This window comes from Pseudoalteromonas sp. NEC-BIFX-2020_002 (assembly GCF_013002825.1).
Taxonomy (GTDB): Bacteria; Pseudomonadota; Gammaproteobacteria; order Enterobacterales; family Alteromonadaceae; genus Pseudoalteromonas; species Pseudoalteromonas neustonica.
In genome coordinates this window covers 151165-167311 of record NZ_JABEPJ010000005.1, presented here as the reverse complement: position 1 = coordinate 167311, position 16147 = coordinate 151165, and the positions used below count along the sequence as shown (strand labels likewise).

13 protein-coding genes are annotated in these 16147 nt (G+C 38.0%); 9 read left to right on the top strand and 4 right to left on the bottom strand.

The window, feature by feature from the left end:
* Positions 1-41: 41 nt before the first annotated feature.
* The 3 genes from HJP15_RS08015 to radD all read left to right on the top strand — a co-directional run bounded on the left by HJP15_RS08015 (position 42) and on the right by radD (position 4300).
* A complete protein-coding gene (locus HJP15_RS08015; RefSeq protein WP_170173446.1) occupies positions 42-2078 on the top strand; it encodes a response regulator in 2037 nt (678 codons plus the stop codon).
* A 96-nt stretch (positions 2079-2174) separates the two neighbouring features.
* Positions 2175-2477, top strand: coding sequence for an H-NS family nucleoid-associated regulatory protein (locus tag HJP15_RS08010; RefSeq protein WP_054205456.1), 303 nt, complete (start codon positions 2175-2177; stop codon positions 2475-2477).
* A 65-nt stretch (positions 2478-2542) separates the two neighbouring features.
* The gene (radD, locus tag HJP15_RS08005) at positions 2543-4300 is read left to right on the top strand and encodes a DNA repair helicase RadD (RefSeq protein WP_170173445.1); all 1758 of its coding nucleotides are present in this window, start codon (positions 2543-2545) and stop codon (positions 4298-4300) included.
* 71 nt (positions 4301-4371) lie between these two features.
* Here the strand turns inward: radD and HJP15_RS08000 are convergent, their stop codons facing one another.
* Complete coding sequence (locus HJP15_RS08000; protein WP_170173443.1) at positions 4372-4704, bottom strand: ribonuclease E inhibitor RraB; 333 nt, start codon at positions 4702-4704, stop codon at positions 4372-4374.
* A 161-nt stretch (positions 4705-4865) separates the two neighbouring features.
* Between HJP15_RS08000 and HJP15_RS07995 the strand changes: the two genes are divergently transcribed.
* From HJP15_RS07995 to HJP15_RS07980, 4 genes are read left to right on the top strand one after another with little or no spacing between them, the layout of a single operon-like run.
* Entirely contained in the window at positions 4866-6596 is a 1731-nt protein-coding gene (locus HJP15_RS07995) for an autotransporter assembly complex protein TamA (protein ID WP_082355655.1), read from the top strand.
* On the top strand, positions 6596-10270 hold the full coding sequence (gene tamB, locus HJP15_RS07990; protein ID WP_170173442.1) for an autotransporter assembly complex protein TamB: 3675 nt from the start codon (positions 6596-6598) through the stop codon (positions 10268-10270). The genes HJP15_RS07995 and tamB overlap by 1 nt, the downstream gene beginning before the upstream one ends.
* Before the next feature lie 9 nt (positions 10271-10279).
* Positions 10280-11107, top strand: coding sequence for a transporter substrate-binding domain-containing protein (locus HJP15_RS07985; RefSeq protein ID WP_054205452.1), 828 nt, complete (start codon positions 10280-10282; stop codon positions 11105-11107).
* 35 nt (positions 11108-11142) lie between these two features.
* Positions 11143-12015: a peptidylprolyl isomerase gene (locus tag HJP15_RS07980; protein ID WP_082355656.1), complete on the top strand. Its 873-nt coding sequence runs from the start codon at positions 11143-11145 to the stop codon at positions 12013-12015.
* Between the two features lie 105 nt (positions 12016-12120).
* Here the strand turns inward: HJP15_RS07980 and queF are convergent, their stop codons facing one another.
* A complete protein-coding gene (queF, locus tag HJP15_RS07975) occupies positions 12121-12966 on the bottom strand; it encodes an NADPH-dependent 7-cyano-7-deazaguanine reductase QueF (protein ID WP_054205451.1) in 846 nt (281 codons plus the stop codon).
* A gap of 59 nt (positions 12967-13025) precedes the next feature.
* Between queF and syd the strand changes: the two genes are divergently transcribed.
* Positions 13026-13565 carry a SecY-interacting protein gene (gene syd / locus HJP15_RS07970; protein WP_054205450.1) on the top strand — a complete coding sequence of 180 codons (540 nt, stop codon included), beginning with the start codon at positions 13026-13028 and terminating at the stop codon, positions 13563-13565.
* A gap of 118 nt (positions 13566-13683) precedes the next feature.
* On the opposite strand, the gene HJP15_RS07965 is transcribed toward syd, so the two are convergent.
* Entirely contained in the window at positions 13684-14457 is a 774-nt protein-coding gene (locus tag HJP15_RS07965) for a Zn-ribbon-containing protein (protein WP_054205449.1), read from the bottom strand.
* 14 nt (positions 14458-14471) lie between these two features.
* On the bottom strand, positions 14472-14738 hold the full coding sequence (locus HJP15_RS07960) for a hypothetical protein (RefSeq protein WP_054205448.1): 267 nt from the start codon (positions 14736-14738) through the stop codon (positions 14472-14474).
* A 392-nt stretch (positions 14739-15130) separates the two neighbouring features.
* Here HJP15_RS07960 and HJP15_RS07950 point away from each other — a divergent pair, with 392 nt between their 5' ends.
* Positions 15131-15772, top strand: a complete 642-nt coding sequence (locus HJP15_RS07950; protein ID WP_054205447.1) for a GNAT family N-acetyltransferase — start codon at positions 15131-15133, stop codon at positions 15770-15772.
* The last annotated feature ends 375 nt before the right edge of the window (positions 15773-16147 follow it).

Here is a 16147-nt window from a genome sequence, read left to right as displayed (position 1 = left end):
GTATTTCAATTACGACTTCTTTTATAATATAAGTGACTTTAATGATTTTTAGTTTTTTACTAATATTGACCACCGCTGTGACCACTTACCTTATAGTTAAAAAAATAACGGTGAGAAAACTTCTATCTAGCAGTCAACATGAAGACCATAAGCAATTAAATCAGTTCAATAATACGCAAAAAATGATAGATGATATGCCGCTGATGATAGTTGTTGAAGATAAATATCATCAACGTTTAATGTGGAATGAGTCTTTTGAGAATGCATTTAGTAAGCAATGGGATGAAAATAATCGAGCTTATAATACTAACTCTTTAATTGCTGATGTTTTTATTACACAGAATAATGAGGTATTACACTCTCAAGTTTGCCGCGAATATAACATTCAGCTTATTGATAATAATAGTAAGTTGGTAAATATATTTTATGTAAAGCAACCATACCTTGATTTAGAGGGAGGTGTAACAGGAGTGATGACCTTAATAACACAGGTTTCTGAAGTTGAAGAAGCGTTTACTCAAAATGATCTCATTCATCAGTATTTACCTCAACTAGTTGAAAATATACCAGGTGGATTTTGTCAACTTGAATACTTTAATAACGCAGAGGGGAGGTTTACTTATCTTTCTCTAGGAGCCCAAAAAATATTAGGGCTCGCTGACGACTATATTAATCATCGAGGTGTTGTTGGGTGTATTTCACCTTCGGTTGTTGATCAAGATCGTGTAACAATTGCTAAAGCGTTTAAAGAAGGCGCGAGAAAGGGAGAAAATATCGATTGCCAGTTTCGTTATAAATCTAAGAATGAAATCCGTCGATGCCGTTTTATTGCAATTGTAAACCCTCAGTCACTACCTGAAGATGAAGGGGCTTCATGGCATGCAATACTATTTGATATCACAGAAAAATTACAACGGAAAAACAATGTAAATCTGAATGAAAATAAAGCTATTGATGAAAAAGGTGACCTATGGCATGTATTTTTAGATGATGAAAAATTAATTAATTTACTAGATATGTGCCAGGTTAGTTATCAACAACGAAATATAAAAGACTTTAAAGACGAATTTAAAAAGCCGGTATTTATTATAGTCTGTGAAGATGATTTAGATGTTTATTTAGGCTGTGATAAAGTAAGGAAATTAGCTGAATTTTCTGGTCGAATAATTGTAATTACTAAAAATAAAGATGATATTTATCATTTGCAAAATAATTTAATTAAAATATCTTATGAATCAATCAATGTAGTGACACTTAAAGAAGCATTTAAAATGCTTGCTCAGGGTATACAGAAAAAGAATAAAAAAGATCTTCCACGAAAACTCAGTGGCAATATTTTAGTTGCAGAGGATAATCAAGTTAATCAGTTATTAATACAAAAACAGTTCGAAAGTTTTGGTTTAAAAGTAACACTTGCAGATAACGGAAAGACCGCGTTTGAATTACTAAATACTAAACCATTCCAAATGGTAATCACTGATTGCAATATGCCGATTTTAGATGGCTTTCAATTAACCTCAAAAATTAGACAGCACCGCGACGTTGCAGTGAAGTGTATTCCAGTAATTGGGATGACCGCAGATGATTCAAAAGAGATAATTAATAAAGCGCTTACAGGTGGAATGGACTGTGTGATATTTAAGCCCTATTCACTATCTCAACTGTACGAAATGCTTGTTGAATATTTACCACCGGACGTATTATTAAACAGCCGTGAGGAACAGCTTAAAGACTCTCTCAGTGACGAGGTTTCATTGTCGCACTGGGTAACGGTATTTGGCAATAAGCAAGATGCACTTGCGATGGCACATGTTTTTCATGATACGTTGAAAAAGGATCTCATTGATTTAAACCATGCGTGTGCGATAAACGACGCCAAACAATATGAAAAAGTACTCCATCGAATAAAAGGCTCAATAGTGATGGTTAAAATAAAAACACTTGCGAGTAAGATAAAGGCATGTGAAATACAGCTAGCTGAAGAAGGTATTACTAAAAACAATAAATCTGTAACATTAATAAGTGAATTAACGATATTAAATAACATGGTTGCTAGTTGGTTAGACAAAGTGGATTAAATACTGGGTTCATCTTGGCCTAATATATAAAATAAGCTTATAATTTAATTGAATCATCTATCTAATTTTATAACTTAACAATTTAGTGAGTAAAAAATGAAAGAAGTTAAAGCATTTATTAAATCAGCTAGCCTTATTGAGCTAGAAAAAGCACAAGCATTACTAGGTGCTGCAATAGCAAAACATACTGAGCAACAACAAGCAAAACAAGACGTACTAGACCTGTTAAAAGAAAAAGGTTTAACACTTGAGGATTTGCAAGATATCGTTGGCGATAAGCGTACCAAAGTATTACCGAAGTACCGTATCGAACATGAAGGTAAAATAGTTGAGTGGACCGGTAGAGGTAAGCGCCCTAAAGCATTTCAAGATGTTGATTTAACCAAACACCTAGCTTAATGTTTTGGGAGGCCGAGTGCCTCCCATATTAGTTTTCTTTCTTATTCATTAGTTGCAGTCATTAAATGAGTTATGTATTAAGGCCTTACCAACAAGAGGCTGTTGCACGTACTGTTGCCTTTTTTAGAAAGACAGATTCTCCTGCTTTAATTGTTCTCCCCACTGGTGCAGGCAAAAGTTTAGTCATTGCCGAGCTTGCTCGTATTGCTAAACAGAAAATACTCGTATTAGCGCATGTAAAAGAACTCGTTGAACAGAATGCGCAAAAGTATGAAAGCTTTGGCCTAGCAGCGAGTGTTTTTTCTGCTGGGTTAAAACAAAAATCCTTATCTGAGCAAGTTACTTTTGCAAGTATTCAATCGCTTTCTCGTAATTTAAATCAACTCAATGAACATTATTCATTAGTAATTATTGATGAATGTCACCGAGTCAGTGGTGATGATAAAAGCCAATATGCTAAAGTAATTGATGCGTTAAAACGTCATAATGCAAAGTTAAAAATATTAGGCTTAACCGCGACTCCTTATCGCTTGGGGATCGGGTGGGTATATCATCGTCATTACCATGGTTTTGTGCGAGGGAATGCTGAGAGTCCATTTAAAGAGTGCATTTTTGAATTGCCGCTTCGTTACATGATTAAACACCAATTTTTAACACCACCGAAAGAGCTTGATGCGGCAATCAGTCATTATGATTTTTCGTCGTTATCGAGCAATGCATTTGGTCAATATAGTCAGCAAGATTTAAATCAATTATTGCAAGCGAATACTCGCGCTACACAAACGATCTGTGAAGATATAGTAAAACACAGTGAAAACCGTGAAGGTGTCATGATTTTTGCTGCGACGGTTCGCCACGCGCAAGAAGTTGTTGGTTATTTACATGGACAAAGCTGTGCACTGATCACGGGAGGTACCGGTCATAGTGAGCGAGATAAAATAATTGCAAAATTTAAGCAAAGACAATTGAAATTTTTAGTGAATGTGTCAGTGCTTACTACTGGTTTTGACGCCCCACACGTTGACTTTATTGCTATTTTAAGGCCCACTGAATCGGTTAGCCTTTATCAGCAAATAGTTGGGAGGGGGCTGCGTTTATCATCAGGGAAAAGTGATTGCTTAGTTATTGATTATGCGGGTAATGGCTTTGATCTTTTTCATCCTGAAGTTGGCAGTAAAAAAGGTAATAGTGATAATGAGCCTGTGCAGGTACTTTGTCCTGGGTGTGGGTTTGCTAATATTTTTTGGGGCAAAATAGACGGCGCAGGAAAAGTCATTGAACATTTTGGTCGTCGCTGTAAAGGCTTGCTTGAAGATGAACATGGCTATAAAGAGCAATGCGATTATCGGTTTCGTTTTAAGGAATGCGACAACTGTGGAACACAAAATGATATTGCTGCCAGAGAATGCCATTCTTGCCATGCTATAATGGCAGATCCTGATGACAAACTGCGAGCAGCACTGAACTTAAAAGATGCGCTAGTACTGCGTTGCAGTGGCTTAAGCGTATCTACTTTGGTAAACCATACGCAGATTATTAAGCTAACTTACTTTGACGAAGATGGTGCAAGTTGCGATGAAATATATGATTTTTCAAAACCGGGGGCGCGCTACATTTTTAATAAGCAATTTGGTAAACGTACTAATAATGGGCAAACACCGGTTGATTATAAACTGGCCGAACAAGTCATCGAAAATGAAACATTATTGGTAGCGCCCGATTTTGTGATTGCCCGAAAAAGTAAAAAATATGGCTGGAAAGTCGCAGATAAATTGTTTGATTATCAAGGCAGCTTTAGAAAAGCGAATCAGTTAAGTCGTTAATTCACTTAACTGATTTTATGACCGATCTAAGTTTACACTTGGAGGGGGTTATTCGTAATTATACTAACGTACTAATCATTACCATCCATTAATCCCCAACCATCCCCATAACCTTTATAGCCATTGGCGATACTTTCTAAATACTGCTCTGTTTGGCCTAGTAGAGTGTGATCTGGCACCATTTCAACTTGTGTAATTACTTCCCAAATACCCGTGTCTTCACACTGTACTAATTCGGTTGCAGGGGCGAGCTCATCTTCAGCTATGGCTGTGGCGAATGTTACAGCATCGCTCTTTTGTTCAAATAAAATATAAAAATCAATTTTGTGCATGCGTGCTAAATCAATACCAGCAGCCGCTATTTCTGTTAAAAGTTGGCCATTGTCATCATCAGGAAAGTGCATTTAAAAACCCAGTAAAAATAATTCAAATTAGTTAGTGCCATTGTAACTAAAATTAAGCGCTTTAGCGTACTAATTTTCACATTTGAGTTACTGCGCCCAAGCATATCGATATGTTACTATTTCAACCTTGATGGTTGATTGTTTTTAAGTAGGGGTATTACTTGCCGATTCGGATCGTAACACGCATTGTTTTTATTGTTTGTTTTTGTATAACTACACATATTTTTGCGGCTTCATTAGTCGTTAATGATTATGAAATAAATGGGATCAATGGTGACCTTAAGAATAATGTAGCGCTTTATTTAAAGCAGTTAGAGGGCGAAAAGGCTAATCGTGCGCTGCTTAACCATGCAAAAAAACAAGTTGAGCGAAGCCTAAGAGCGCTTGGGTACTATAAGCCTGCGGTTAAATTAAACTTTGACCACGGATCACAAAAACTCATTGCAACTATTGAGCGTGGCCCTGTTACTCGTATAAGTAATGTTAATATCACAATAAATGGAGCGGGTAGAACAGACCGCTTACTTGCAAGTACGATTGAAAGTATAAAAATAAAACAAGGCGATATTTTAAATCATAGCGATTACGATACTGCGCGTAAAACTCTAGAAGCACAACTTCTCGAACTTGGTTATTTTGATATGAAATGGCAAGCGCATAAACTCGCTATCTCGTTAAAAAGTAATAGTGCTGACGTCGTGCTAACAATCGATACCGGTGAGCGTTATCAATTTGGCGATCTGATAATTACAAAAAACACGCCTGCAGAAAAATACATTCGTTCACTTGCAAAATTTTCTCAAGGGGGCAGCTATAAAGCAACCAAGGTTGCAGATTATAACTTAGCCCTTTCAAGTACGCCATATTTTACCAGTGTCCGGGTTTATGCTGATATTGCTAACCGTGCAAATAACCAAGTGCCAATTAATGTGGATGTGTTACACAAACCAGCGAATAGTTATGAAATTGGTGGTGGCTTTAATACGGATTTTGGGCCTAAAGTTCGGTTTAAATGGTCAAAACCATGGATCACTGACGATGGCCATTTTTTAGAGAGCAATTTAAACCTTTCAGCAAAACAGCAAGACATATCTTTTAGTTATACGGTGCCGGTTGATGATCCTAATGATGATCTTTGGCGTTTTTCTGCGGGCTATAAATTAGAAGATGAAGTGACTGAAGACATCTACAGTAGGATTTTGACTGGTCAATTACAAAGGCAGTGGCTAACAGAGGATGATTGGGTACGTACAGTATTTCTTCGTCGAGATCATGAAACTTACCGAATTGGTGACGAACAGCAACAAAACTCAAAAATGTTTATGCCGGGTATTAGTTACGCAAAAAAAGAGACAAAAGGTGGAACAACACCTTATTGGGGTGAGCAATGGCTGGTATCAGCAGAGTTTGCGCTTGAGGATGTGTTGTCTACAACGAATATCGCTAGGGTGCAATTTCAAACTGCATGGTTACGTACTTACCTTAACAAACACCTTGTATATTTACGGGCAAATGTAGGGGCAATGCTTGTGGATGATATTAATAATGTACCCTTGTCGTTACGTTTTTTTGCTGGTGGCGATCAAAGCGTACGTGGTTTTTCATATCAATCAATATCACCAGAAGATGAAGAAGGGCGCTTGATTGGCGCCAAGTACTTACTCTCAAGCACCGTGGAATATAATTATCAATTTGCACAAAACTGGCGTGTAGCCTTATTTGTTGATAGCGGTACAGCTACGAATGACTTTTCTGATCGGGTAGAAGTGGGGGCTGGATTTGGTTTTCGTTATTTAACGCCAGTAGGGCCAATTCGAATTGACCACGCATGGGGACTTACGAAAGAAAGTAAAAGTACGCGTTTAAGTATTACTATAGGGCCAGAAATTTAATGTCAATTACGAAAAAAGTTACAGCCGTCTTAACCGCTCTTTTATGCACTCTTGTTGCAGTGGTTTTTTGTTTGCTTTTTACCGCGCCAGGTAACCAGTTAATTGCATATAGTGCAAACAACATGGTGGATGGATTAAAGATAGATATTAAAAAAGGTCGATTTTTATACAATGATCCATTCGATGTTAAATTTAAAAATGAAAGTATAGATTTCACAGCCAAGCAACTAAAACTGGATTTATACTGGTGGCGTTGTGAGGGGTTATGCATTGAAAATATCAGCGCGCAAACTATCAATGTTTCTTTAGCCGCAAGTACAGAGCCATTACCAAAAATCTCAGAAGACGTGCAGCTCGAGCAAAGCAACACCATTGAGCTACCCATTGATATTTACGTGAAGAGAATAGCTGTTCCTACATTTACATTAAAACACCCAAGTGCTGATGTAACGGTTAATAACTTTATATTGGCAGCTTCGGCGGCACAATCAACTGTTGTGTTAAATAACCTTAGTGTGGCGAAAGTAAAGGTTATATTAAAATCAGTGGAGCCAACACCCAGCGAACCTTTAGTTGCACTTGCAGCACTGCCGGATATTCACTTTACTTCAGCGTTGAATATGGTCGTTGAGCGGTTTGATGTGAGCAATGTCAATATTGTTCAAGAACAAAGCAGTCATGATATTAATAATATTAATGGAGCATTTTCAATTGATGGTCCACGTATTGAATTAACGTCTTTAAGTGCTGATTATTTACAGTGGCAACTCGCGAGTCAGTTAAATGCAACATTAACCGAAAAGACACCTATAACGGCTACAATTAGCCTAGATCATCCCGCACACCATATTGCATTGGATGTATCTGGCGATTTGCATAGTTTAGCACTGGATATACAAACTCAGGGTGAATACCCATTGAACGCACAGCTTGAAGCTGATTTAAAAACGGAGAACTTTCCATTTTCAATCAATGCAAGTATCCAACAATGGCTGCTTGATGTGGAACATAACACGTTAAAGATTAATGATGTGCAATTATCTGGTAAGGGTAACGCTGATGACTACGCTATTAATTTAATTGCACAAAGCCAATTGGCCGCCTATCCAAAAGTACAAATCAAGTCAGTTTTAAAAGGGGGGCTAACCCATATCAAAGTTGATGATTTAGCCCTGCTTGCAAATGATAGTAAAGCAACCATGACTGCATCAGCAAGCTGGAACGACGGCATTAAAGGACAGTTTACTGGCTATCTTAAAAACTTAAAGGCACAGTATCTTACTGATACGCTCACGAGTGATGTATCAGGGCAATTAAAAGGGGCATTTAATATAGAGCAAGAAAACTGGCAGTTGGTGATGAATGATACACAGCTCACTGGCACCTTGAATGATATGGCATTTACCTTTGCATCTGACTTTGACATAAATAACTCACTCCATGCCCGAATCAATAAGTTTGAACTCTCTAGCGGCGAAAACACATTGGCCTTAAGTGGCGATGTGACAAAGCGATGGAATATTAAAGGGAAACTTCACTTAAATAATACGACCCCAGATAAATTACCAATCACAGGGGTGGGCGATGGTAGCTTAGTGATCGCTGGAGAGCGTTTAGAACCGATTGTTAATTTAAACATTGCAATGCGTGATTTAAATTTTTCAGACATAGCAATAGAGCAGTTAGTTTTAAAAACAGATTTTAATTACGCTGCTGATTGGCAAACTAATGCAAGTTTAAAGGTTGAAAACGCCAATGTGTTGGGGCATAAAATTCAAACCTTAGCGATAAATGCCGCGGGTGATAAAACTGACCACCAACTCCAACTTGATCTAGATGCTTTGCAAGGGAAGGCGCAGTTTGAACTTGCTGGAAAATTCATAAATAAAGAATGGCAGGGTAATTTAAAGGATGTGCTATTAACCGATAATGTTCTACGCTTTCGTGCTAAACCTGCTATTGCAATTAATATTAATACCGACAATGGTGATTTTTTAGTAAAGCAGCACTGTTGGCAAAGTGAAAATAGTAAATTATGTATTGATGAGTTAAATCAAAAAAATCAACAAGGTAAACTAAGTGCGAAGTTGGTTAACTTTGATTTATCACAGATCAAATATTTATTACCAGAGAATGTAATTACACAAGGTGACTTGAATGGTCATATTAACGCTAACTGGCAAGGGCGTGAATTAAGCGCCTTAACAGCCACGATCAATTCTCATGATTTAGTAACTACATTGATCAATGAAGAAAACCGTTATCGTCTACCGCTAGAGACATTCACCATAAACGCAATTGCGGATGCACAGACTGCGCAGTTTAATGCACGTTTAAACTCAAGTGTGATTGGCAACATTAATGCAGACTTACAGGTAACCGATTTAACAGACGCGCAAAATATGTCGGGAACGTTAGATATCGATAAAGTCTTACTCACTGATTTACAGCCACTTATTGGGACGCTTGAACAGTTAAAAGGTGCTATTAGTGGTCAAGTTGCAATCGCTGGGACGACAAACTCACCGTTATTAAGTGGAGAGCTTGATGTAACTGGGGTTAATTTACAGGGGGAACAGCTACCTGTTTCGTTAGTTGATTCAAATGTAAATATAGCATTTGATAAAACGACTGCTGTGTTAAAAGGAAAATTAAAGGATGGTGATGGCGGCTCACTTGATTTAACGGGTGATATTGATTGGCAAGGAGAAAAACCAGCGGTTAATTTAAGTGTATTAGGCAAGCAATTTTATGTCCGCGCGCAGCAAGGTGTGTTATTTAAAGTATCGCCGGATTTAAAAATTAGCTTGGCAGATGATACTTTTAAACTAGCAGGTCAAGTTGTTGTACCCTATGGGCGTATAAAGATCGAAGAGTTACCCGAAGGGGCTGTGCAAGTTAGTGATGATGAAATAATTGTAGATAAGCAAGTTGAGCAAGCCGATGTTGTGCCCTTCAATTATGATATAAACTTGAAGTTGATTGTTGAAAATGATGTGCGGATTGATTCATTTGGCCTAGAATCAAAAATAGAAGGGGACTTAGCAATTAGTTTAAATCAACAAACGCCAATGATAGCAACGGGTGAGTTGAACTTACGCCAAGGCACTTATCGAACATTTGGCCAAGATTTGATCATTCGAACAGGGCAAATTGGTTTTAGCGGTTCGATTGAAAAGCCTTATCTTAATATTAAGGCAATACGTAATCCTGAAAACACAGCTAATGGCGTAATCGCAGGTGTGACGTTAACAGGGAATGTAGAGCATCCTTCTTTAAAGGTTTTCTCGGAACCTGCAATGGATCAAGCGCAATCATTAGCGTATCTACTAAATGGTCAGCCATTGGATGAAGGCAACAGCTCATCAGATGCAATGTTAGCTCAACTTTTGCTTTCACAAGGTGTAAGCCGAAGCGAAGGGGTTGTATCTAAAGTTGGTGAAAGTTTTGGTTTTTCTGATGTTAGCTTAAGCTCTAAAGGCAGTGGAGATAACACTAAAGTTGAAATATCGGGGTATTTAGCACCCGATATTAAAGTTAAATACAGTGTTGGGATTTTTGACTCATTAAGTGAGGTTGCAATGCGTTATCAACTAATGTCACAGTTATATATTGAAATTACGAGCAATATAAACCAGAACGTTGATATTCTTTATAAATTTGACTGGGAGTAAAAAGGCGCGATGCTAAAGCTGGTACTAGTATGCTTACTATTTACATTTAATGTTAGATCGAATACTGAGCAAACAGTGCGCTTTTCTGCGGGAAGCCATCCGTATCCGATTGAATTATTAAAGCTAGCATTGGGCAAGTCAGAAATAAAGATGTTACCTGAAGAGATCGGTAGTATTCCTACACAAACACGTGCAATACGTTTATTAGGTGAAAAAAATGGTATCGACGTATTTTGGGGCGCAACAAGTTCAACGTGGGAAAAGCAAGCAAAGGCAATTTTAATCCCGATAGATAAAGGGTTACTTGGTTATCGTATCCCTTTAGTTAATATTAAAGATAAAGAATTATTTGCTAATGTAACTCACTCAGGGCAATTACGAACTTTTCTATTTGGTTTGAGAGAAGACTGGCCAGATACCGCAATTTTTATTAATAACGAGTTACACACGCAAATTTATGGTCAAGGTGCAGATCCTATTGAAATGCTAAAAGCGAGGCGAATCGACGCATTACCTTATGATATTTTTGATTTAGCACAAAATTATGGTGATGATATTGTTCATGACAAATATATAGCAATACGTTACCCATCAGCGCTTTACTTTTTTGTTGCGAATAAAGATGCCATTTTATATGAGCAAATTAAATCGGGCTTATTAGCAGCGATTGCCGATGGATCCTTTGATGAGTTATTTAATCGTTATTTTGCTAAAACTATCGAACTGGCAGATCTGAAAAACCGCCGAATTATTGAACTTGCAAATCCTTTACTCCCGCTAAGTGCACCAATTCACCAACCACATTTTTGGCTTGATAAAAAAGCGTTAACCAAATAATGTAGCACCACAAAAAATAAAATAAGTTGTGGGATATGTTGAAAAAATCATGCTTAGCTGCAGTTGCACTAATACTAAGTCAAACCAGTGTTGCGAAAACAGCTGCGCAGCCAACAGCGAGTAGTGTTATAAACAGCGCCAGCGCACAAGAGTGGCGAATAGTTGATGCTGACAATATACTAAAAATCACGTTACCAACGGGATCTGCATATATCGAGCTCAACCCCTTACTTGCTCCTAAACATGCTGAGAATATAAAGCAACTTGCGCGTGATGGATTTTATAAAGGGCTAAGTGTTTATCGTTTTGTAGAAGGCTTTGTTGCGCAAGGTGGTGATGCAAGCGGTAAAAAAGCAATAAAAAATGCAAGCAAATCACTCCCTGCAGAATTTTACCTTACTACAGCAACGGCACTTAACATAACTGAACTTGATATCACCGATGGCTATGCGCCGCTAACCGGTTTTTTAAAAGGATTTGCTGTTGCGCAAAATGAGGCTCAAACACAAACTTGGCAAGTGCACTGTAATGGTGTATTCGCGATGGCTCGTGATAACAACATTAACAGTGGTGGAACAGAGTTTTATGTCACTATCGGTCATGGGCCGCGCTATTTAGATAGAAACATTACTGTGTTTGGACGCGTTCTTGAAGGAATGGAACACTTTAATCGTTTATCTCGAACACCAATAGAAGGTGAACTCTTTAACCCAATTGCAGATATACACGTTTTAGCTGACATTGCAAAACACGATACAAGTCAATTTAAAGTGTTAAAAACGGATTCGAATGCCTTTAAGTCACTTATTAAAGCGCGCCAAAATCGCAGTGAAGAATGGTTTGTTGAAACCCCAGATTATGTTGACGTATGTGGTATGCCAATTCCGACAAAACGATTGAAGAGCTAATTGAGGACACTAAACCCCGAACTAGCTCGGGGTTTAGGTTCTTGAATTCAAGTATTAAGTGCAATCATTATGCAGCCACCAGAACTTCTGATTGCCCCGTAAACATTACTGTCGGTTTATTTTCACTGCAAACGGCACATTATCGTGAGAAGTTGAGCGATATGGATTGATATCAAGACCTCCACGGCGTGTATAGCGAGCATACACTTCAAGTTCAGTGATGTTTAATTGCGCCATTAAATCACAATATATCCGCTCTACGCATTGCTCATGAAACTCATTGTGGGTTCGAAACGAAATCAAATAACGCAGCAAAGATTCTTTACATACTTGCTCACCAGTATAACGAATAATAATACTTGCCCAATCGGGTTGCGAAGTAATTAAGCAATTAGACTTAAGTAAATGGCTGTGCAATGTTTCACTCACCGTATTAGTGGAGGCTGGTTTAAGAGAATATGCATCCAAATGATAACTATCGATTTGAATATCTAACTCATCAATACATTCACCAGGTAATGGTGTGCACGGTAAGCAATTATAATCATTAGGGCTATACAAAACGACATCGATAGGCATTGAAACGCCAGCAGATAAATCGGCAATTAAAATAGCTTTTACGTCTTCAATCGAATCAAAGCGCGTTTGATTAAAGCTATTTAAATATAGTTTAAAAGACTTTGATTCAATGATATGACTGCTTTGACAAGGAAATATAAAGCTTGCGACTGCAACGACGGGTTTACCTTTAGTATTTAACCAAGAAAGCTCATATCCGGTCCAAATATCTTGGCCTTTAAATGGGAGAGCAGCTTCATTTATATCAAGTGCATCACGATTAAGTTTACGTGCAATAGGAAACAATAAACTAGGTGTGTAGGTATCTACATATTCTGTTGATTGGCCAAGTACACTGTCTTTTAATTCAGGTGAGTTGCTGTAATCTGTCATGTTAGCTCTTTTGTAGTTACAATAGCGCTATTATACCTAAAGCTTATGAGTTTCGCAGTATGTCTATCACCTCACAATTAGAGCAACTTCACCAATGTTTTGCTAAACGACAGTTAGAGCAGACGCAATTATTACCACGCATTGAACACGATAGTGATTGGCCAAGTCCGTGCGAGGTTGGTACTGCTGATGCAAAAGGGTTGATCCAATGGCAAGCGGTATGTCGTAGCCCCAAAGGCTCTTTAACTGATTTAGCTAATGCGCTTGATGTTAAATTTCCAGATGCGCTGAATGAGTATTATGGAACGTTTTTCGCGGGATGCATTACTGCAAAAATAGACGAACACGAAGTAGAGCTACTGCAAGCGTGGAGTATTGAAGATTTTGATCTACTTCAGCAAAATATTACCGGGCATGTATTGATGAAGCGCAAGCTTAAGCAAGACCCAACTGTATTTATAGGCTTAACAGATCAAGAGGATTTACTCGTCTCAGTGTTAATTACGACGGGTGAAGTATGCTTAGAATATGTAGGTAAAAAGCCACATCATATATTGGCTCCTAACCTAGCTGCATTTATTGAAGCACTTGTAGTTTAAAGTATAGATATTCGCGGAGTTAGATTTACTCCGCATTGTTTATACCCAAGCCACCTCAATATGTGAATTATGCATCTTGAGGTGGCTTGGGTATATTCGACTTTCAATGACCCTAATGTTATTGAAAATCCCACGATATATTAGAGACTAATCCACACGGCTCACATTTAAAATCAAATAAACCAAACCATGACTCAGGTAATTTCCAATCGCTGTTACAGCTAGGGCATTTACGCGCAAGTTCAGATGCTTTATCTGTGCCACCGACACGATATAAATAATAATACACTGGTTTTTTAGTTAAACAGGTGACCCGTTTTGCTATGTCTTTACCACGACGAGAAAGGTCGCTATCCAGATTTGATATTTCATCCAATGCAGGAAACTCACAGCGTGTTGCACCATTAATTTGAATTTGGTCACAGGCTTGCCAATCTTCTTGCCACTTGATTAGTGTTTTATAATCTCCGTTAGCAATAGCGGGGATCTTAAACAAGGGGACAGGTAAAAAATCATCACCACAATACAGCGGGCTACAAGTGTGAACATAGGTCGTGTATAAAATATAACTCGATGGCTCATGGCATTCATCAGCGCCATTAGAGTGGATATCTTGGCCTATCACTTTTACTTTTGGTGCAAGCAAGCCTGCGGCGTGTAATTTATCAATACTGTGTTTTACAAACGGACTATTATTGAGTGGATGCATTGCATCATTAGTAGGGCACATCACGCGCGTTATGAAATAACCGTCTTTTAAAACGGTTGGAAACTCTTCCCCCATTATTTGACCGTTAAAACGAAGTGCATTTACTAAGCGATTAATTGCTTGCTCAGCATTTTCAAGGGTCGTATCTTGGTAACAATCAAACGTTAAATCAACAACAAACATGGTGGGGTCTCAAATTATTTATTTTCTAGTAATGCCAGTAATCGGTCGAGCTTTGCTTCAAGGCGATCAAGTTGACTTGAATTATTTACAGCCTCTACTTTTTGTTGAGGTTGTTTTGCTAAATTATGAATAGACTCAGGGTTGTTTTTATATTGACTCACCGCAGCAATAATAACGGGTAAAGGGATCGTTTGTGTCAGTTTGCTTTTTGTCAAAGCAACAGTCGGGGTTTTTCCTTCATCTAGAAGGGCTTTAATCGCATCAAAAACAACAGCATTCATTCGGTTTATAAACTCTTTAAATAGGGCGTTACACAGTGCTGTGTAATACCGGACTATAATAACAGTAAGTTGGCTCTAGCCAAACAATTTACTGTTGGCGTAAACGTACATTTAGCTCATCAACCACTTCGCTCCAGTGAGCGTTTTGTTCTAAAGGTGTCGTCATAAAATAGTGGTGTGCTTCTTCCTAAAGTCGCTTTTGTAATGATATGTAGTGCCGTATCGTATTTATATCATACTCCTTGATGGTTACGTTAAACCAGTGATAGAACTTTATAATGAGTTATTAGAGTTTAACTCCCGCTGAATTTGCCTTTTAAAGCGCATAGGAATATACCTATAGTACTTAATGTATAAAAATTAAAATAAGCAAACGCTAATAAGGATTAACGATGACCGTCGAAACACAAAGTGAGACATTTCGAGTGCAATACATTGCTGCCGAAGATATCAGTATCGCAGCGAGCTTAATTTATCAAGCCTATCATGATGATCCTGTTTTACAGAAAATGCTTAATTACAGTGAAGCAGCCAAAGGGCCCTATGAGAAAAAACTACGTTCTTTAATTCGCGAAGAACTCAATACATTTTGGCAAGAAAAACAACCCTTGATAGGTTTATATAAAAATGAACGATTAAAAGCAGTAGCCAGTGTTTTTGAATCACAAAGCCAACTACAGGCGCAACGATATTGGCATTGGCGCTTAAAGTTAATGCTCAGTGCTGGCTATTTACAAACGAATCAGTTGATTGATAAAGAGCAAACGATTCGTGATGCCTTAGTTGAGCAAGGTAACTATTACTTTTTAGCCTTTATTGCGGTTGATCCGCATTTTCATGGTCAAGGGCTCGGCCGTTATTTGCTGCGCGGTTTAGATGACCTTGTAAAAAGTAATAAAGAGTCAAGTGGAATGGCAGTGTTTGTAACGCAAGGAAAGCATACGGCTTTTTTCAAAAGTGAAGGCTTCACGTGTTTACAGACGCTTACCTTTAACAGCGTACAAGGTGAGCTGTTATTTAAATCGGCTCAATAACATTGACCCAATTAAAACGGCCATAATGGAAGTTTGCGTGTAGGATATATCTTACAGTGGTGTGCGCTTTATCAGTTAATTTTACGTATCTGTATTGTTGTTTTTATTTAATTCATTGTTTTTAATGTACTTTGTGTTTTTTGCAAAAATGTTACATGAAAATAATTATTATTTGCCACTATCGTTAAGTCCCGTTTGCTTTAAACTTTACTTCATCAAGACGATACAGACTCAATGATTGAGCTGGTGCCAAGGAAACGGATTACGGCAATTAAGCAAGATGCTTAGCAGGAAGCAAACGGACAAGTTAACACGGATGCAAGGATGAGTTAGGACACCGCGAGGATGCGGAACATTAGCGGAGCTAATGATAAG